Below are 19,205 nucleotides of genomic sequence, written 5' to 3'. Positions count from 1 at the left end.
AAATCACACGTGGCAACCAGCGCCGCCTACTCCGAAGGCATCACCAACCCGTCGATCGACGCCCTGCTCGACATCGTCGACAGCAAGTACAGTCTTGTGATCTTCGGCTCCAAGCGGGCGCGTCAGATCAACGCCTACTACTCCCAGCTCGGCGAGGGCCTGCTCGAGTACGTCGGCCCGCTCGTCGAGACCCACGCGCAGGAGAAGCCGCTGTCCATCGCGCTGCGCGAGGTCAGCGAGGGCCTGCTGACCTCCGAGCCGATCGAGGGCTGAACCACCTCGATGCGGACCCCAGAAGAAGCCGGGTCTCCCGGCAGACCCAGGGTCGTCCTCGGTGTGAGCGCGGGCATCGCCGCCTACAAGGCGTGCGAGCTGCTGCGCCTGTTCACCGAGTCGGGCCACGACGTGCGCGTGGTCCCGACCAGGGAGGCGCTCCGCTTCGTCGGTGAGCCGACCTGGGCCGCGCTGTCCGGCAACCCGGTCACGACCGACGTCTGGGAGTCCGTGCACGAGGTGCCGCACGTCCGCATCGGGCAGGGCGCCGACCTGGTGGTCGTCGCGCCGGCCACCGCCGACGTGCTCGCCAAGGCCGCCCACGGGCTGGCGGGCGACCTGCTGACCAACACCCTGCTCACCGCGCGCTGCCCGGTGCTGTTCGCCCCGGCGATGCACACCGAGATGTGGGAGCACCCCGCGACCCGCGCCAACGTGGCCACGCTCCGCGAGCGCGGCTCGATCGTCGTCGACCCCGCCGTGGGCCGCCTGACCGGCGCCGACACCGGTCCCGGCCGGCTGCCGGACCCGAAGGAGATCTTCGAGGTCTGCCGCGCGGTTCTCGCCGGACGCTCCGCCGACCTGGCGGGGCGCCGCCTGGTGATCTCCGCCGGAGGCACCCGCGAGGCCATCGACCCGGTCCGCTTCATCGGCAACCGCTCCTCGGGCCTGCAGGGCTACGCGCTGGCCCGCACGGCCGTCGCCCGCGGGGCGGAGGTCACCCTGGTGGCCGCCAACGTCGGGCTGCCCGATCCGGCGGGCGCCAGGGTCGTCCGGGTCGAGTCGGCCCTGGAGCTGCGCGCCGCCGTGCTCGACGCGGTGGAGGGCGCCGACGCCGTGGTCATGGCCGCCGCCGTCGCCGACTTCCGGCCCTCGGCGCGGAGCGGATCGAAGATCAAGAAGACCGCCGACGAGCCCGACGCCATTCATCTCGTGAAAAATCCTGACATTTTGGCTGAGCTGGGTGAGCGGCGTCGCGAGGGGCTCAAGCCGTACCCGCGGGTGATCGCGGGATTCGCGGCCGAGACCGACGACGTGCTCGCCAACGGGCGGGCCAAGCTCGCCCGCAAGGGCTGTGATCTGCTCGTCGTCAACCAGGTCGGCGACGGCCTCGCCTTCGGCACGCCCGACAACGCGGCCGTGGTCCTGGTCGCCGGCGGGGAGCAGGTCGAGATCCCCCGAGGCCCCAAGGAGGCCCTCGCCGACACGGTCTGGGACCTCGTCGCCGCGCGCCTGGCCTGACCGCTCGCCGTAGCCTGCCTCCCGGTGGATCCGGCCGCTCGCCGTAGCCTGCCTCCCGGTGGATCCCGACCACTTGCCGTCGGCCACCTCCCGGCGGATACTGCCTCCGAGATGACCTGCGTTGTCGCGGCTGGGAGGGGTTCCGATCATGCCGGTCGCCGCCGCCGTCAGGGCTCGATGCCGGGCGCTGCTCCCTCCGGGGGAGGAGATCCACTACGTCATGCCCGCGTTGTCGGTGGGCACCCCGGTCATGGCGACCTTCCTCATCGTGGTCACCGACCGCACCATCTGCGTGATGTCCACCAAGTTCTTCGACCGCGACGCGCCGACCTCGGTGTATGCCACCCACTCCCGGCGCACCCGGCTCGGCCCGCTGGAGTTCTCCGCGGGCGCGGCCATCGAGCTCGGCGGCATGGTGTTCGAGATCGACGAGGAGTACGCCGCGGTGGTCGCCGCCGCCGACGCCGAGGTCTTCGCCCCCGAGACGCTTCCCCCCGACCCGCTGCCCGATTTGTGAGCTAAATACCTTTTTGGCGGGCTTCTGCTCGTGCCGCGATCGAGCCTCCGGGCGTCGCGGTCGTGCGCGATTTCGGCCCGGATTCCGGTGAGCCGGCGGTCTTTCCCGTACGCGATCTGAGACTTTAGGGTGACATGATCTGAGACGATTTCGCGGCTCCACATCAGGTGGGGCTAGAATTCGCCGGAGCGCTACTGGTGTCCGCCGACGCCAGAGCCCCCAGACGCCAGCAGCCGCTGCATGAGGAGCCACTGACTTGTCCCGTCGCCTTTTCACCTCCGAGTCGGTCACAGAGGGCCACCCGGACAAGATCGCCGACCAGATCAGTGACGCGATTCTCGACGCCATGCTCAAGGGTGACCCCAAGAGCCGCGTCGCGGTCGAGACGCTGATCACCACCGGTCAGGTCCACGTCGCCGGAGAGGTGACGACGGAGACCTACGTCGACATCCCCGGTCTCATCCGGGAGAAGATCCTCGAGATCGGTTACGACGCCTCGCACAAGGGCTTCGACGGCGCCTCCTGTGGCGTGTCGGTGTCCATCGGGGCGCAGTCGCCCGACATCGCCCAGGGCGTCGACGACGCCTACGAGAACCGCGAGGGCGAGGCCGGCGACGAGCTCGACCGCCAGGGCGCCGGCGACCAGGGCCTGATGTTCGGCTACGCCTGCCGCGAGACCCCCGAGCTGATGCCGCTGCCGATCCAGCTGGCGCACCGCCTCGCCGAGCGCCTGTCGCAGGTCCGCAAGGACGGCACGGTGCCCTACCTGCGTCCCGACGGCAAGACCCAGGTCACCGTCGAGTACGACGGCGACAGGCCCGTCCGGCTCGACACCGTGGTGGTCTCCACCCAGCACGCGGCCGAGATCGACCTCAAGGAGATGCTCGCTCCCGACATCAAGGAGCACGTGGTCGACCCGGTCCTGGCCGGCCTGGAGATCGCCACCGAGGGCTACCGCCTCCTGGTCAACCCGACCGGCCGCTTCGAGATCGGCGGCCCCATGGGCGACGCCGGCCTGACCGGTCGCAAGATCATCGTTGACACCTACGGCGGCATGTCCCGCCACGGTGGCGGCGCCTTCTCCGGCAAGGACCCGTCCAAGGTCGACCGCTCGGCCGCCTACGCCATGCGCTGGGTCGCCAAGAACATCGTGGCCGCCGGTCTGGCCGACCGCGCCGAGGTCCAGGTCGCCTACGCCATCGGCAAGGCCCACCCGGTCGGCGTGTTCGTCGAGACCTTCGGCACCGAGAAGACCGACGTCGAGAAGATCCAGCAGGCCGTGCTGGAGGTCTTCGACCTGCGCCCGGCCGCGATCATCCGCGACCTCGACCTGCTCCGCCCGATCTACTCGGGCACCTCCGCGTACGGTCACTTCGGCCGCGAGGGCTTCTCCTGGGAGTCCACCGACCGTTCCGGCGCCCTGCGCAGCGCCGCCGGTCTCTGACCCGCACCGCCTTTCCCGTACGGCCCCCGCGAACTCCTTCACGGGGGCCGTCCGCATTCCCGGTCCCGTCCCGCCCCGCGGGATGCCGGGCTTCCATCACGATTGCGAGGATGAGGGCCTCTCGCTGGTGAACTGGGCCCAGACGGCGTGGCCGTGGGATTGGGTGCCCTGGCAGCCGACCTGGGAGGCCAGGGCGGTGACGAGGAGGAGGCCCCGGCCGCTCTCGCCGAGGAGGGCGGGGTGGGGGAGCGTGGGTACGGGCCCCTGGCCGGAGTCGTAGACCGTCACGCGGGTGGTCTCGGGTTTGCGGACGACCTCGACGACGAACGTGCCGTACGGCCGTCCGCTGGCGGTGTGGCGGACCGCGTTGGCGGCGAGTTCGGCGACGACCTGCTCCGCGTCCTGGCCGAGGGGGGAGTCGGCCAGGAGGAACCGGACGAAGCGTCGAGCCTCGGGAACCTGGCCGGGACGGCCGGGGAAGGTCCGCCGCCAGGTCATGCCGCCGGGGCGGAGCCGGACCATCGCCTCGATCAACTCCGGGGCCACGCCGTCGTGGGTAGCGGTCATGTGCGTTCTCCTGGTCTCCTGGTCAGGGGAAAATCGTCAGCAGAACAGTGGCCCGGCACTCCCGTGCGGTAGCCCTCCGGGACGGCGTCAGCGAGATACTCCGCACACAGCGCCGCTGACCTGCGAGAACATCGCATCCAGTGGCCGAGGATCCCCACTTCCCTCACGCACTGTCATTCTCCGTGACCGCGGTAATACGATCCGTGTGTGTTCGGGGAAGGGAGTTGAGGATGCCCGGAGAGGGATACCGGATCCTGCTGGGATGCAGACGGCGCAGCGAGGCGCTGCGGGCCTGCCGCCTCACGTTCGACCAGATCGCCGGCGTGTTCGCCCTCGACCACCAGGTCAGCCCGTTGCGCCTGTATCGCTACGCCCACGGTCGCACGGCGGGTGAGGTGGTGGCCGCCTACAACGACCTCGACCCGGCGGGCACCGCCACCCTGCGTGCCGCGCGCTTCTACGACTACGAGGCATGGCCGCAGGCCGGGCGGCGTCCCGGCGCCGGGGCGGTCGCCATCTTCGCCCGTATTTACCAGACCACCGCCCGCCGCCTGGTCACCGACGAGGTCTACGCCTCCTACGGGGTGCGCGACCGCGACCTGATCGACCAGACGGATCACCGTCACCTCGACGCGCACCACTGCCGCCAGGTGTCCGCACCGGCCGTCCCGGGCACCAAGGGAACGAAGGTACTTTCCCCACTCGTTCCCGCGCCCGCGCCCGCCCGCTGTGCCGACCTGCTGCGCGCGGTCGGCGCAGAGGAGGCCGACGTGAAACGCCGCGAACTGCTCTTCGAACTGGCCCTGCTCCTGGGCGGGACACCGGCCCTGGGCCTGCTGCGCCACCTCACCCCGCCGGAGCGGGAGCGCCTGGCAGCGGCCGCCCGGCACCAGGGCCCGATCGACGCGGCCACCGTCGACGTGCTGGAACGGCTCACCGCCCAGCTGTGGGGCATGGACGAGGCGTCCGGCCCTCAGCGGGTCCTGCCGGTCGCCGAGGCCAAGCGCGCCATGGTCGACGACCTCCTCAAACGGGGCTCCCTCACCCCGGCCCTGCGCGAGCGCCTGCTCCGCGTCTACTGGAGCCTGAGCCACATGACGGGCTGGTGTCACTACGACCTGATGGACTACACGAATGCTGCCCGTCGCTACGGAGAGGGGCTGGCGGCGGGTCATGAACTGGGTGATCCCGCACTCTTAGCCCATCTTCATGGGCTGATGGCTGATATGGCGATTTATCGAGTCAAGCCGACCATGGCAATGGATCATGCTTTCGCAGCCGAGGGGTGGGCCAGGAACAGTGGAAACAGCCTGCAGCAGGCGGCGACCTTCTCCATCGTCGCCCGGGTGCTCTCGAACACGCGACGTGACGGGGAAGGGCTTCGGATGCTCGATCGTGCCGTCAGGCTGGCGGATGGAAGCCGGAGCGGAGCGGAACTCCGGCACCTTTTCTGGCTCGAACCGGATCGCATCGCTCGCCACGCCGTGTTCTGTCTCATCAAAGCCGGGCAGTTCGATCGGGCGATAGCCGAAGTGGAGCAAAGGCTCGCGAAGACGAAGTCCGGTTTTGTTCTGGGGAAAAGCATGCTTCAGCTCGAATGCGCGACCGCGCTGATCAAAAAACAGGAGATTCCGGCAGCCACCGCCATGATCGACGAGGCCGCACAGTTTGTCGTGGGGCACAGTTCCGCCCGTCTGGTCCACTCCGTACGGCAGACTCGTGCTCGGCTTCAGCCTTGGGAGTCCAACAAGCATGTCCGGGATCTGGATGAACGGTTGCGGTTGTTGTCCATCCCTGTTTGACATACTCCGACACTCTTCCCGGTGGTCGCTTGATTATCGGACATCATTGAACCTGGGCGAGGTTGGCCGACGTGAACGGAGAGTTCCACGATGCATCTTGCTTCCGCCCGTGTCGGATCAGCCGTGATCGCCGTCTTGGGGATGCTGACTCTGGGCGCGTGTTCCTCTGATCCTCCGGGGCCGACGGCGGCCCAGGCGGAGGCGACGTTGAAGACCGACCTCGACTGGCTGATGAAGCTGCTCCATGCGAAAGACGTCAAAGTGACGGATGAGGGGGGAAGGGACATCCCCTGCGGAGAAGGGAAGGCGAAGAGGACCTACGCCGTTACCGGTGTCGATACTTCTGGGATAGACGGATCGGTCAACACGCTCAACATGCTGGCCGGTGGTCTGGGCAGACGGGGCTACAAGGTTTCTTCGGTTGACTGGAGCGTGCCGAGAGATGAGCTGGTGAAGAAGGAGGCATACGTAAAAATAGTGGCTACATCTTCCAGCGAAAATAATTTCGTGCTTTCAGGGGAAACGGAATGCCTGAGGATGAGTTGATGCTGGTCTCATCCGAACGGGACGGGTGTGTTCTGAGTCTTGTCCTTGGCGCCTCCGAAGGAAATGTCGAGCAGCGTCGCCGCTTCTCCAGCGGTGCTCAGGTCACCGCTCCCGGATCCGTTGCGAATCATCCAGTCGGCGAGGTTCTTCAATGCCTTCGGGTCCTTGGCCAGCTTGTCGAAGGGGAGCAGGTTGCCGTCCTTCCCGGTGATGGGAGGCCGGCTGAAGGCCGGATCGTTCGGGGGCACCGGGTAGGAGAACCCGTAGCGCTTCAACTCGTGAAAGATCCAGTATTCGCGCCCAAGGGTGGCCAGGCGATTACGCTCCTTGAGAGTGTCCAGGCGGGTTTTGTCGATGTCCTTGTACGAGTCGACGGTCTCGCTCGCGGACTTGCCGATCAGCAACCAGATCAGCTCTCCGGCCGGGTCGAACGCCATGCTCGCGCCCGAGGCGTCCAGCGTCGCGGCGGCCCACTGCGAGACACCGAATCCCGCGAGGTCGACTCCCAATCCCAGGAGGAGGAAGAGCCGATCCCTCACCTCCTGGTCATACTCATCCATTTTTCCCTGGACCTCGTTCGCCGCGGCGAACTGCATGCCGGAGACGTAACCCAGGCTCGCGAAGGTTCTTCCGAGATGTTTGATGCCCGCCCCGCGGTCCTTGGCGCCCGCCTCGTCCATGAGGTGCCTGGAGAACCTGCCCATTCCCGCGTCGAACGGTTTCATCCGCTCCGCCGAGTCGGCGAAGGTCTTGATGAAACGGTAGGTGTCACCGGGACTGAGACGGAACTTCGGATGCAGGCCGGCGGTGAGCGTGGCGGTTTTCTCGAACGCGCTGTCCTTCGTCCGGTTGGCGTCCCCGGCGTCGGCGCCCTCGATGATCTCGGCGGCGTAGGCGCCCGCGAGCATCGACATGAAGATTCTCGCGCCCTTCGTCACCTCCATCGGCTGCCCCTCCGGGTGGTGGAAGTCCGCTTCGGTCCGGAGGTCGCCCATGGTCGTCATGGTGTTGAAGGCGAATCGCACCGCCTCGGGGCCGGGGGAGCGCTTCTCGAAGACACCGGCTCCGGCGGCGAGCATCCGGCCGAACTCCTTCTCCAGGTCGAAGGCGATCACGTCATGCTCGTCGGGATAGAGCGAGACCTGCTCGTTGAGTTCGGAGAACAGTTTCCTCAGATCTCCGGGGGACAGGTCGTTGAACAGGGCTCTGGCCGTTTCCGGATTGTTGGCCAGAGCGGGCAGGAAATGGCTCAGGTCGGCGGTCCAGCGTGCCGGACCCCCGCCCTCGGCGGCTTTCTGGACGCGGGGACGTATCACCTCGGTGAACCACCCGGAAGGGAACCTGCCGTGGCCGAGCACCAGGCCCAGATCGGCCCCCTGCGTCTTCCCGAGGCTCTCCGGTTCCCAGGCCGGGCCGAGCGTTCTCGGCCGCCGGGTCACCGCCGTGGCGAGAGCCTCTCCCATGGTCTCCCAGTGTTTTCGAGCGGATTCTCCGTGATAGTGATTCAGCTTCCGAAGCGCCGCCGCCGCGCCCTTCGGGCCGAGGGCGGCGAAGAATCCCGCGGTGAAGTCGGCGTCCTCCCGCCTGTCGGCGAGCCGGTCGAAGATGCCGTCGTAGACGCTTTCCGAGGAGTAGGGAGTCGGGTGTCCCAGAGCGGTGAGGGTCTCCGCGAGCCTCTCGCCCTCGTCGGTGGCGAGAGTACGCGTCGTGAGGGCTTTCTCGTCGAAGGCCGTGAGCCCTCCGCTCCCGGGCCCCGGTGTGAGTCCCAGCGGACCGAGCCCTACCGGGCCCGAGGCCCACTCCTTCAGGAGGTCGGGCTCCTGGATCAGCTGGTTGCGCCTGCGCAGTCGCGGGATCTCCTGGTCCAGCCAGCCTTCGATCTCGCGGATCCGCAGGGCCGCGGACCGGTCGGCGTCCACCGAGGAAAGCGCCTTGAGGATTCCCGAGAGCTCCTCGCCCACCACTTTCCGCGCCTGCTCCAGCGACGCGATGAATCTTTCCATTAACTCTGGATTGATTCCCGAGTATTCATCCGGAGATGACCCCTTTTCCGATGGCACGGGCGGTGTCGGCCCCATATTGAAATTCTCCTGCCGAAGGCGATCCACGTTTACCTTAAGCACCCGGATCGCGGCCGGATAGGAGTTCGACCGCCTGGAAACGCGGACCACCGGTTCTGGCCTCTCGTACGGGTGACGGGCGCGGTGCGTCACGACACGGGGAAGAACAGTGGCCGGTATGGGAGAAGAACGACGGCCGAGAAGAATCCGGCACCCGGGGGAGCACACGTCGGCTTTGCGCCTAATCTCTGCTTATGCCCTCACCGTCCCCTCGCCTTCTGCTGCGCGACGCGCGGCTGGGTCCCGGCGGCCCGCTCCGCTACGTCCTGATCGCCGGAGGCCGGGTCGCGGAGGTGGCCGCGGAGCCGCCTCCCTGCGACGAGTCCGTCGACGCCGGGGGCGCCACCCTCCTGCCGGGCCTGTGGGACGCGCACGTGCACTCCGCGCAGTGGGCGCAGGCCCGGCGCAGGATCGACCTGACCTCGGCGCGGTCGGCGCGGGAGGCGATCGACCTCGTCGCGCCGCGCGCCGGCGCGCCCGGCGCCGCCGGGTTCACGGTCGGGTACGGCTTCCGCGACGCCCTGTGGCCGGACACGCCGCACAAGTCGCTCCTCCAGGCGGCGGCGCCCGGCCGCCCGATCGTCCTGGTCAGCAATGATCTGCACACCGCCTGGTTCAGCCCGGCCGCGCTGGCGGCGATCGGCAGGGGCGAGCACCCGACGGGGGTGCTGCGCGAGCGCGACTGCTACGACGCGATGGCGGAGATGCCCCCGCCACCCCGGGAGGAGCTGGATCGCTGGGTGGCCGAGGCCACCACCGCCGCCGCGGCCAGGGGCGTCGTCGGCGTGCTGGACTTCGAGTTCGCCGACAACGTCACCGACTGGACCCGGCGGGTCCGGTCGGAGCGGATCGACGTCCGGGTCGGCTGCTCGATCCCGGTGAATCGGCTGGAGGAGGCGATCGGCCGAGGGCTGCGCACCGGCGAGCCCGTCGCCGGTTCGGGGGGCCTGCTGGAGGTCGGGCCGGTCAAGACGTTCGTGGACGGGTCGCTGAACACCAGGACCGCCTACTGCGAGGACCCGTACCCCGGCGGCGACGCGCGCGGGTTGCTGGAGACGGCGCCCGAGGAGCTGTACGGCGTCATGGCCCTGGCCGCAGGGCACGGGATCGACCCGGCGGTGCACGCGATCGGCGACCTGGCGGTGGACATCGCGCTGGACGCCTTCGAGCGGACCGGCTGCCCGGGGAGGATCGAGCACGCGCAGCTGGTCCGCCCGGAGGACTTCGGGAGGTTCGCCAGGCCTGGCCTGGTCGCGGGCGTGCAGCCCGCCCACGCGCCCGACGACCGCGACGTGGCCGACCTGCACTGGTCCGGGCGGACCGGCAGGGCCTTCGCCTACGCCGACCTGCTGGCGGCCGGAGCCGTCATCGAGCTGGGCTCCGACGCCCCGGTGGCCCCCCTCGACCCGTGGGACGGGATCGCCTCGGCGGTGGCCAGGACCGACGACGAGCGGCCGCCGTGGCACCCGGAGCAGGCGATCCCGCTGCCTGTCGCGCTCGCGGCGGCGGCCAGGGGACGCGCCGGCGTGCGTCCCGGCGACCCCGCCGACCTGGTGATCACCGAGTACGACCCGGCCGGGCTGGACGGGGACGGCCTGCGCCGCATGCCGATCCTCGGCACCCTGCTCGGCGGCCGCTGGACCCACCGCCGCTCCATCTGATCCGTCCGGCCGGCCCCCGGCGGCGATCTCGTCGTCGCCGAGCGTCGCCGCGAACGCGTCCTCTGGTTCCGTCTGATCCATCCGACCGGCTCCGGCGGCGATCCCGCCGGAGCGGCCTCCCGTCTTCCCTGCGCGGGAGCCGGCCACCTCGCCCGCCGTCGTCTGGGCGGGTGCCCGGGTCTGGTAGGACAGGTGGGTGACCCACAGCCCCTCGCCGGACGACGACGCCCTGCTGCCGCTCGACGCCGTCCGCGAGCGGCCCGCGCCCGGCGGTCCGGCGAGGGCTCGGGGCGGCGCCTCCAGGACCTTCAGGACCTCCAGGGTCGTCAGGGCCGCCGGGACGGCCAGGGCGGCCGGGGTGGCCGAGCCGGTCAGGGGGGTGCCGGAGCCGGCCGCCGAGCTGCCGGTCGCCCGGGTCGTCGTCGACACGCCGCTGCCGCACCTCGACCGGTTGTTCGACTATCTCGTCCCCGCGCCCCTGGACGCCGCCGCCGTGCCCGGGGTCCGGGTCCGCGTCCGGTTCGCGGGCAAGCTCGTCGACGGCTTCCTGCTGGAACGGGCGGAGAGCACCGAGCACGAGGGCAGGCTGACCCGCCTGGAGAGGGTCGTCTCCGCCGAGCCCGTGCTCACCCCGGAGATCGCCGCGCTGGCCCGCGCCGTGGCCGACCACTACGCCGGGACCATGGCCGACGTCCTGCGCCTGGCCGTCCCGCCCCGCCACGCCAGGGTCGAGGCCGAGGCCGCCGCCCCGGCCGCCTCGAGCCCGCCCGTTCCCGCTCCCGCCCCGGTTCCGGTCACTCCGGCCTCGGTCCCACCGGCCCCGCCCGCTCCCGCTCCCGACCCGGTTCCGGTCCCACCGGCCCCGGCCGCCCCCGACCCGGCGCGGGAGGCGGGACCGGCGGGGCCGGGGCCGTGGGCGGACTATCCGGAAGGGGAGGCGTTCCTGGCCGCCCTGGCGAAGGGAGGCTCCCCCCGCGCGGTGTGGACCGCCCTGCCGGGAACCGGGGAGAGCGGGCCGGGATGGCCGGAGGCGGTCGCGGTCGCCGTACGGGAGACGCTGCGTGGGGGCAGGGGCGCCCTCGTGGTGCTTCCCGACGGCAAGGACGTGGCCCTGCTCGACGCGGCCCTCAGCGCCGTCCTGGAGCCCGGCGCGCACGTGGCGCTCACGGCCGACCTCGGGCCCGCCGAGCGCTACCGGCGATGGCTGCGGGTGGCCAGGGGACAGGTGCGGGTCGCGGCGGGGACCAGGGGCACGGCGTTCGCCCCGGTCAGGGATCTCGGGCTGGCGGTCATCTGGGACGACGGCGACGACCTGCACTCCGAGCGGCTCGCCCCCTACCCCCACGCCAGGGAGGTCCTCGCCCTGCGCGCCCACCGCGCGCGGGCGGGCATGCTCATCGGGGGGTACGCCCGCACGGCGGAGGCCACCCGGCTCATCGCGGCGGGCTGGGCCGGGCCCGTCGTCGCGGCTCGCGGGACGGTCAGGACCAGGGCGCCGAGGGTCCGCCCGGCGGGGGAGGACTCGGAGCTGGCCAGGGACGAGGCCGCCAGGGCCGCCCGGCTGCCCAGCCTCGCCTGGCGGACCCTGCGCGCCGGGCTGGAGAGCGGTCCCGTGCTGGTGCAGGTCCCCCGGCGGGGCTACCTGCCCTCGCTGGCCTGCCAGAGCTGCCGGGCGACCGCCCGCTGCGGGCACTGCGGCGGCCCGTTCGCGCTGCGCGCCGGCCACGTGGCCCCGTACTGCCGCTGGTGCGGCCGGATCGCCGGTGAGTGGCGCTGCCCGTCCTGCGGCGGCGCCCGGGTGCGGGCCCAGGTGGTCGGCGCCCGGCGCACCGCCGAGGAGCTGGGGCGGGCCTTCCCCTCGGTGCCGGTCAGGACGTCGGGCCGGGACGGGGTGCTCGCCACGGTCGGCGCGGGCCGCGCCCTGGTGGTGGCCACCCCGGGGGCCGAGCCGGTGCCCGAGGGAGGGTACGCGGCGGCGGTGCTGCTGGACGGCTGGGCGCTGCTCGGCCGGCCCGACCTGCGCGCCGCCGAGGAGACGCTGCGCCGGTGGATGAACGCGGCGGCCCTGCTGCGGCCCTCGGCGGAACTGGTCGTGCTGGCCGACTCCTCGCTCGCCGCCGTACAGGCTCTGCTGCGCTGGGACCCGGTCACCCATGCCGAGAGGGAACTAGCTGACAGGACAGAACTCGGTTTCCCCCCTGCGGTGAAAATGGCGACGCTCACCGGATCCCCGGCAGCGGTCAGGGAAATGCTCGGCGAGATGACGCTGCCCCCCGAGGCACAGGTGCTCGGTCCCGTCCCGGTGGCCTCCCCCAAGGGGGATCAAGTGCGGGAACGCGCCATGGTGCGGATCGCGCGGGGCTCCGGAGCGGCACTGGCCGCGGCGCTGAAAGGGGCCGCCGGAGTGCGCTCCGCGCGCAAGGCTCCGGAGGTGGTCAAGGTATGCATTGACCCTCTAGATGTGATTTGAGTTGTTTCCCCGATTCGCGGTGCTGGCAGTAAGCCGTTAATTTTCCCCTGTGTCGATCGAATGGGTGAATCGGGCCGTAGACGACCTGCGCGCGTGGGGGCGTGCGCACGGCCTGGACGTTGACGTGGACGAGGTACGGCTGCTCTGCGACTACGCGAGTGACTATCTGGACGTGAACGAGCTGGGTGACTTCACCCCTGTCGCCTTCGAGGAGCTGCTGCTCAACATCTATCCGCGCAAGGTCATCGCCCCCCCGGAGAGCGCCCCGGAGACCGTCGCCGCCGCCCGTACCCTGGTCGACTTCCTGCTCGCCACCGAGGAGATCGGCGGCAAGATGGCGGTCCGGATGAGGAGCGTCCTCGACCGGATCGAACCCGAGATGCCCATCGCCCTCGCCGACACCTCCCGGTTCGGCATGGCCAAGAGCCTCTTCAGCGCGATGGGCGCCGACTCGCTGGAGCAGGACGCCGGCAGCGCGATCCTCTCCGTCTCCGCGGTGCAGGAGGAACCCGCCGTCGAGCACTGCGACTGCCCCGGCTGCTCGCCCCTTCCCGCCGTGCGCCTGGCCCCCCGCGAGGCGCTCACCCGGAGCGCCCTGCGGGTGCCGCTGATCACCGACGCGCGCAGGCTGGTCCAGTGGATGCTCGCCGGGGGCCGCACCCCGACCGTCAAGGGCCGGCTCAGGGTCCGCGACGCCGCCGAGGCGACCGCCCAGCTCTCGGTGACCGATCCCGGACTGCTGTGGGAGCTCGCGGTGCACACCGGCCTGGTCACGGTCGAGGGCACCGCCATCTTCGACGGCGAGGACTTCGACCCGCTCGACATCTGGGCCGCGACGGTCGAGTTCGTCGTCGAGAAGGAGACGGGCGGCGCCGTGACGGGCGACGTCTCCCTCGACGAGGAGCTCTACGGCCTGTGCGACATGCTCTACCGCCTCCAGGCGCCCGTGCCGATCCCCCTCGTCAGGGAGTACATGCAGGAGATCGGCCTGGTCGAGGAAGGCGAGATCGACATTCCCGAGGCCGTCAGGCGGCTCGCCTACTGCGGGATGGCCGAGCCGGGCGAGGAGCTGCTCGAGCTCACCCCGCTGGCCCTGTGGGGACTGCACGAGCTCTACACCGACCTGGGCATGGAGGCGCCCGAGGCGCCCGACCTGACCACCGCCGACGCGCCCGAGCTCATCGAGGGACTGCTCTCCGGCATGCCCGCCGAGATGGCCGAGGCCGACATCGGGGGCTGGCTGGAGAACAGGACCCCGGCGCAGGCGGTCACCGAGCTGCTCGGCTCCGTCTCCGGCGCGCCCGCGGTCGCCAGGGGCGTCGCGGTGACGATCGTCGACCGCCTCGGCCCCGACGCCGAGGAGGCGGTGCGCGCCTTCCTGGAGGAGCCGGAGCTGCGCCCGCACGCCATCCACTGGCTGAGCACGCGGGGCCTGGCGGCCCCCGTCCTCACCCAGGAGGAGGTGCTCTGGATGAGCGTGGACATGCTCGCCCTGGCTATGCCCGCCGCCGAGGAGGATCCGGAGACGTTCGCCGAGAACATGTCCGCCTCCGGCCCCCCGCCACACGTGATCGAGGAGATGTGGCGGGTCGACCATCCCGAGGTCGTCGACGTCCTTGAGCTGCTCGGACGCTCTCTGAGAGATCACGGAGCGGCCAAGGCGGCCCGCAAGGCGGCTTTCAAGGCACGTTCCCGCGCCATCGGCTGAGCCGTGTATGCGTGAGGCGCGAGTGCAGTAAGTTTCACGGGTGGCAAAGAGCGGGAACAGTGGGAACGTCTTCGACATCGGCGAACTGCGCAGGCTGGTCGACGAGCTGGGAACGGCACCCCGCGAGCTGCGGGCGGCCGTCCTGGAGGAGTCCGTCACCGCCACGGGCCGCGAGTGCCCCCCGCGCGGCGACGCGCTGAGCTTCCCCCCTGTCGACCTCGCCGCCGACACGGAGCTGGCCGCGCTGGTGCCGCACGTGCCGCTGGTGATCGACGCCCAGCGCCTGGCCGCCTGGACCGGCGCCCGCCAGGTGACCCCCGAGGGCCTGCTGCCCGACCCGTTCGCGCCGTGCGCAGAGCTCGGTCTGCCGGGCCCCGCCCGGCTGCACCTGCTCTGGGTGGTCGCCGTCAACACCGGCATGCTCCGCATCTCCCGGGGCCGGGTGACGCCCGGCCCGCTCGCGCTCTCTCCCGACCTGCCGCCCCGGGCGCTGCTGGGATTCTGGGACGGGGTGGTCATGGACGTCCTCGACCGCGCCGACGACGACCTCACCGGGTCCCCGGTGATCGACGACCACCTCGCCGAGATGCTCGCCACGCTGTACGCCGTGCGCGAGGGGCTGTCCACCGCGACCCTGGTGAAGGGCATCCTGCAGTCGCACCAGGTGGCCTGCGGGGCCCGCCAGGCGGAGATGCGGGTGCTGGCCCGCGCGCTCCCGGCCCAGCTGGAGTCGGCCCTGTCGCTCCTGGGCTACTGCGGGCTGGTCGAGACCTCGCCGGAGGGCCGGCCCCGGCTGACCCCGCTCGGCATGTGGGCCGTCCGCCAGGACCTGATGCGCGAGGGCCACGACGCGCCGACGGGCGCCGAGGTCGCCGTCTTCACCGACATCGGCGCGGCCGAGCTTGTCGAGGCGATCATGAAGGGCTCCGCCGCGCCCAGTGCCGTCACCGTGTGGCTGGAGTCCCGCCATCCCGAGGCCGCCGCCCGCGAACTGGTCAAGGTCGCCGCCTCGGGCACGGCCGGCCGCCGCGGCGCCGCGGGCACGATCCTGGAGGAGCTCGGCCCCGAGGCCGAGGCCCCGCTCAGGGAGGCGCTCTCCGAGCCCGCCATGTGGCGCTACGCCGCCTCCTGGCTGCACATCCGCGACCTGCCCGCGCCCGCCCTCACGCCCGCCGACAACACCTGGCTGGCGGTCGACTCGCTCGCCTCGCTCCTGGAGCGCGGCGACGCCTCCGAGGCGATCTGCGAGTTCGACGCCCTCGAACCCGGCGAGGACCTCGTCCGCGTGATCGAGGAGATGGCCCTGGTGGACCATCCCGACACCTTCGCCGTCCTGGACCTGCTGGGTTCCCGCCACGGCGACGCGGCGGTGGCCAAGTCCGCCCGCAAGGCCGCCATGAAGGCCCGCTCCCGCTGACCTGACCTTCCCCTCGCGTCCGCGCGTCCGGCGGCCCGCCGGGCCGGCCCCGTGCCCGGTCCGGGAGAAGACCCGTGCCCGGTCCGGAAGAAGGCCCGGGGCCGATCGGGGAGAGAGCCCGCGCCCGGTCCGGGAGAAGGCCCGGGGGAGGTGGCCGTCGCCCTTAGACTGGGGCAATCCCCTGAAGCGTGAGGAGATCCCTGTTGGCCATTCAGCCGATCCGCCTTTTCGGCGACCCGGTGCTGCGCACTCCGGCCGAGCCGGTCAAGGACTTCGACAAGGAGCTGCGCAAGCTCGTCAAAGACCTCACCGACACGATGATGGACGCGCCGGGAGCCGGTCTGGCGGCGCCGCAGATCGGAGTCGGGCTGCGGGTCTTCACCTACTACGTGGACGACCAGCTCGGGCACCTGATCAACCCCAGTCTCGACCTGTCGGACGACAAGGACGAGGAGGGGGAGGAGGGCTGCCTGTCGTTCCCCGGCCTGTCCTTTCCCACGCCCAGGTCGATCCGGGCCGTGGCGACCGGTTTCACCATGTACGGCGAGCCGGTGACCCTCGAGGGCACCGACCTGATGGCCCGCTGCTTCCAGCACGAGACCGACCATCTGGACGGCGTGCTGTTCATCGACCGGCTGGATCTCAAGCAGCGCAAGCTCGCCATGAAGGCGATCCGCGAGGCCGACTGGAACGGGGGGTCGGCCCCCGCGTTCAAGCTCTCCCCGCACCCCACCCAAGGGAAGGCTCTGTAGGACCTTGCGCCTGGTCTTCGCCGGAACCCCGGACACCGCCCTGCCCTCGCTGCGGGCCCTGATCGACTCGCCTCGCCACGACGTCGTCGCCGTCGTCACGCGCCCGGACGCCCAGTCGGGCCGGGGCCGCAAGGTCCATCCGAGCCCCGTCGCCGAACTCGCCGAGGAGGCGGGCATCGAGGTGCTCAGGCCGCCCAAGGCGGGTGACCCGGAGTTTCTCGACCGGCTCAGGGAGCTCGGCCCCGACTGCTGCCCGGTGGTCGCCTACGGCGCGCTCCTGCCGCAGGCCGCCCTGGACATCCCTCGGTACGGCTGGGTCAACCTCCACTTCTCGCTGTTGCCGGCCTGGCGCGGCGCGGCACCGGTGCAGCACGCCGTGCTCCACGGTGACGCGATCACCGGCGCGGCCACCTTCCAGATCGTCAAGGAGCTGGACGCGGGCCCGGTCTACGGTGTGGTCACCGAGGAGATCCGCCCCGCCGACACCAGCGGGGGGCTGCTCGCCCGGCTCGCCGAATCGGGCGCGGGGCTGCTGGCCGCCACCCTCGACGGGATCGAGGACGGCAAGCTGGAGGCCGTGCCGCAGCCCGCGGAGGGGGTGAGCCTCGCCCCGAAGATCGGCGTCGACGACGCCAGGATCGACTGGGCCGCGCCCGCCATGCGGGTCGACCGCCTGGTCCGTGCCTGCACCCCCGCCCCGGGGGCGTGGACCGAGTTCCGCGGCGGGCGCGTCAAGATCGGTCCGGTGCGACCGGCTCCCGACGCCTCCGGCCTGGCCCCCGGCCAGATCGCGGCGTCCAAGAACTCCGTCCTGGTGGGCACCGCCACCTACCCGGTCGAGCTGGGCGAGGTGCAGCCGCAGGGCAAGCGCCTGATGGGCGCGGGGGAGTGGGCCCGCGGCGTGCGGCCCACCGACGAGGATCGGCTGGCCTGAAGATCATGAGCAGTGGTAACGGCCGTAACGTCCCGCGCGGCGGGGATCACGGCCCGGCGGGCCGCTCGCGCGGCGCCGGGGGCAGGGGCGCCGGGGGCAGGGGTGGCGGCAGAGGCGGGCGCCCGTCCAAGCCGGTCCGCGACGAGGCGCGCAACGCCGCGTACGACCTGATGCGCGCCGTCGACGAGCGCGACGCCTACGCCAACCTGCTGATGCCCGCGCTGCTGCGCGAGCGCCGCCTCTCCGGGCGCGACGCGGGCCTGGCCACCGAGCTGGCCTACGGCACCCTGCGCGGCCTCGGCACCTACGACGAGATCATCGCGGCCTGCAGCGACCGGGCGCCGGAGGACGTCGACCCGCCGCTGCTCGACGCCGTCCGCCTGGGCGTGCATCAGCTGCTCAAGACGCGCGTCCCCCCGCACGCCGCCGTCGGCACCACGGTCGACCTGGTGCGGCTGCGGGTGGGCATCGGCGCCTCGAAGTACGCCAACGCCGTGCTGCGCAAGGTCTCCACCCGTTCCCTGGAGCAGTGGATCCCGATCGTGGCGCCCGACCCGGCCGACGACCCGGTGGGGCACCTGGCGGTGGCGCACAGCCACCCGAGGTGGATCGTCGACGCCCTGCGCGACGCGGTGGGCGGCGACTTCGACGAGACGGCCGCCCTGCTCGCGGCCGACAACGAGCGTCCCAAGGTGACCCTGGTCGCCCGTCCCGGCCGCTCGTCGGTGAAGGAGCTCCTCGACGCGGGCGCCGAGCCCGCCAGATACTCCCCGTACGCGGCCTACCTGCCCGAGGGCGACCCCGGCGCGGTCCTCGCCGTGGCCGAGTCGCGCGCGGCCGTCCAGGACGAGGCCAGCCAGCTCGTCGCGCTCGCCCTGACGCGGGTCCCGGTGGAGGGGTCCGACTCCCGCTGGCTCGACCTGTGCGCGGGTCCCGGCGGCAAGGCGGGCCTGCTCGACGCCATCGCGACCCGCGGCGACGAGGCGGGCCTGGGCGGCCCCGGCGCCGGGGTGCCCGTGCCGGCCGCGGCGCCCGCCCCGGTCGCGGGTACGACCCCGGTCACGGGTTCCGGAGCGGTCCCCGCCGCGGGTCCCGGCCCGGGCGCCGGGCCGGTGGCCTTCCCCGGCGGGGCGCGGCTGCTCGCCGCCGAACTGCAGTACCACCGGGCGCGGCTGGTGTGGCAGACGACCCGGCAGGCCGCGGTGATCACCGCGGACGGCACCGCGCCCGCCTGGCGGCCCGGGGCCTTCGACCGGGTCATGCTCGACGCCCCCTGCACGGGCCTGGGCGCGCTGCGCCGCCGCCCCGAGGCCCGCTGGCGCCGCGACCCCCGGAGCCTCCCCGAGCTGGGCAGGCTCCAGCGCGCCCTGCTCGACTCGGCGATCGACGCGGTCCGGCCCGGCGGCGTGGTCGCGTACGTGACCTGCTCGCCGCACCTGGCCGAGACCGTCATCGTGGTCGGCGACGTCCTGCGCCGCCGTGACGACGTCGAGGCGCTGGACGCCCGCGACCACCTCCCCGAGGTGGAGGGGCTGGGGGAGGGGCCGTACGCGCGGTTCTGGCCGCACCGGCACGGCACCGACGCCATGTTCCTGGCCCTGCTGCGCCGCCGCTGAGCGGGGCGCCGGCTTCCGGATCCCGCGCTCCCCGGAGAGGGCCGCCGGGGGCGTCGTCGCAGCTCAGGGCGTCCTATCTGGGCATATATGGGCGCTGTACACCGTTCGACTGGATATAACTGCTTCCGAACGGGAC

15 protein-coding genes are annotated in these 19,205 nt (G+C 71.8%); 13 read left to right on the top strand and 2 right to left on the bottom strand.

Going from position 1 to position 19,205, the window contains the following annotated elements; all coding sequences use genetic code 11:
- Window positions 1-9 precede the first annotated feature (9 nt).
- From rpoZ to metK, 4 genes are all read left to right on the top strand, one after another.
- A complete protein-coding gene (rpoZ, locus tag AB0F88_RS02380; protein WP_030909981.1) occupies window positions 10-273 on the top strand; it encodes a DNA-directed RNA polymerase subunit omega in 264 nt (87 codons plus the stop codon).
- A gap of 9 nt (window positions 274-282) precedes the next feature.
- Window positions 283-1,515: a bifunctional phosphopantothenoylcysteine decarboxylase/phosphopantothenate--cysteine ligase CoaBC gene (coaBC, locus tag AB0F88_RS02375; protein WP_362676486.1), complete on the top strand. Its 1,233-nt coding sequence runs from the start codon at window positions 283-285 to the stop codon at window positions 1,513-1,515.
- Window positions 1,516-1,663: 148 nt separating this feature from the next.
- Window positions 1,664-2,032: a hypothetical protein gene (locus tag AB0F88_RS02370; protein ID WP_362676484.1), complete on the top strand. Its 369-nt coding sequence runs from the start codon at window positions 1,664-1,666 to the stop codon at window positions 2,030-2,032.
- A 256-nt stretch (window positions 2,033-2,288) separates the two neighbouring features.
- Complete coding sequence (gene metK, locus AB0F88_RS02365; RefSeq protein ID WP_362676482.1) at window positions 2,289-3,476, top strand: methionine adenosyltransferase; 1,188 nt, start codon at window positions 2,289-2,291, stop codon at window positions 3,474-3,476.
- Between the two features lie 96 nt (window positions 3,477-3,572).
- Here metK and AB0F88_RS02360 read toward each other — a convergent pair whose 3' ends face one another.
- A complete protein-coding gene (locus tag AB0F88_RS02360; RefSeq protein ID WP_362676480.1) occupies window positions 3,573-4,043 on the bottom strand; it encodes an ATP-binding protein in 471 nt (156 codons plus the stop codon).
- Window positions 4,044-4,273: 230 nt separating this feature from the next.
- Here AB0F88_RS02360 and AB0F88_RS02355 point away from each other — a divergent pair, with 230 nt between their 5' ends.
- On the top strand, window positions 4,274-5,845 hold the full coding sequence (locus AB0F88_RS02355; protein ID WP_362676478.1) for a hypothetical protein: 1,572 nt from the start codon (window positions 4,274-4,276) through the stop codon (window positions 5,843-5,845).
- A gap of 123 nt (window positions 5,846-5,968) precedes the next feature.
- On the top strand, window positions 5,969-6,391 hold the full coding sequence (locus AB0F88_RS02350; RefSeq protein ID WP_362676477.1) for a hypothetical protein: 423 nt from the start codon (window positions 5,969-5,971) through the stop codon (window positions 6,389-6,391).
- 8 nt (window positions 6,392-6,399) lie between these two features.
- On the opposite strand, the gene AB0F88_RS02345 is transcribed toward AB0F88_RS02350, so the two are convergent.
- On the bottom strand, window positions 6,400-8,394 hold the full coding sequence (locus AB0F88_RS02345; RefSeq protein WP_362676475.1) for a hypothetical protein: 1,995 nt from the start codon (window positions 8,392-8,394) through the stop codon (window positions 6,400-6,402).
- Between the two features lie 311 nt (window positions 8,395-8,705).
- On the opposite strand from AB0F88_RS02345, the gene AB0F88_RS02340 reads away from it, so the two are divergent.
- From AB0F88_RS02340 to AB0F88_RS02310, 7 genes are all read left to right on the top strand, one after another.
- Window positions 8,706-10,172, top strand: coding sequence for an amidohydrolase family protein (locus tag AB0F88_RS02340; protein ID WP_362676473.1), 1,467 nt, complete (start codon window positions 8,706-8,708; stop codon window positions 10,170-10,172).
- Window positions 10,173-10,368: 196 nt separating this feature from the next.
- Window positions 10,369-12,642: a primosomal protein N' gene (locus AB0F88_RS02335; RefSeq protein ID WP_362676471.1), complete on the top strand. Its 2,274-nt coding sequence runs from the start codon at window positions 10,369-10,371 to the stop codon at window positions 12,640-12,642.
- A gap of 49 nt (window positions 12,643-12,691) precedes the next feature.
- Window positions 12,692-14,350, top strand: coding sequence for a hypothetical protein (locus AB0F88_RS02330; RefSeq protein WP_362676469.1), 1,659 nt, complete (start codon window positions 12,692-12,694; stop codon window positions 14,348-14,350).
- Window positions 14,351-14,390: 40 nt separating this feature from the next.
- A complete protein-coding gene (locus tag AB0F88_RS02325; RefSeq protein WP_362676467.1) occupies window positions 14,391-15,767 on the top strand; it encodes a hypothetical protein in 1,377 nt (458 codons plus the stop codon).
- Between the two features lie 203 nt (window positions 15,768-15,970).
- Window positions 15,971-16,519, top strand: coding sequence for a peptide deformylase (def, locus tag AB0F88_RS02320; RefSeq protein WP_362676465.1), 549 nt, complete (start codon window positions 15,971-15,973; stop codon window positions 16,517-16,519).
- 4 nt (window positions 16,520-16,523) lie between these two features.
- Window positions 16,524-17,453, top strand: coding sequence for a methionyl-tRNA formyltransferase (fmt, locus tag AB0F88_RS02315; RefSeq protein ID WP_362676463.1), 930 nt, complete (start codon window positions 16,524-16,526; stop codon window positions 17,451-17,453).
- 5 nt (window positions 17,454-17,458) lie between these two features.
- The gene (locus AB0F88_RS02310) at window positions 17,459-19,069 is read left to right on the top strand and encodes a transcription antitermination factor NusB (RefSeq protein WP_362676461.1); all 1,611 of its coding nucleotides are present in this window, start codon (window positions 17,459-17,461) and stop codon (window positions 19,067-19,069) included.
- Window positions 19,070-19,205: the final 136 nt, after the last annotated feature.

It is taken from the genome of Streptosporangium sp. NPDC023963 (assembly GCF_040639135.1).
In the GTDB taxonomy this organism is placed as follows: Bacteria; Actinomycetota; Actinomycetes; order Streptosporangiales; family Streptosporangiaceae; genus Streptosporangium.
Note: the sequence above shows the minus strand (reverse complement) of the source record. Positions and strands in the feature narration are given on the sequence as shown.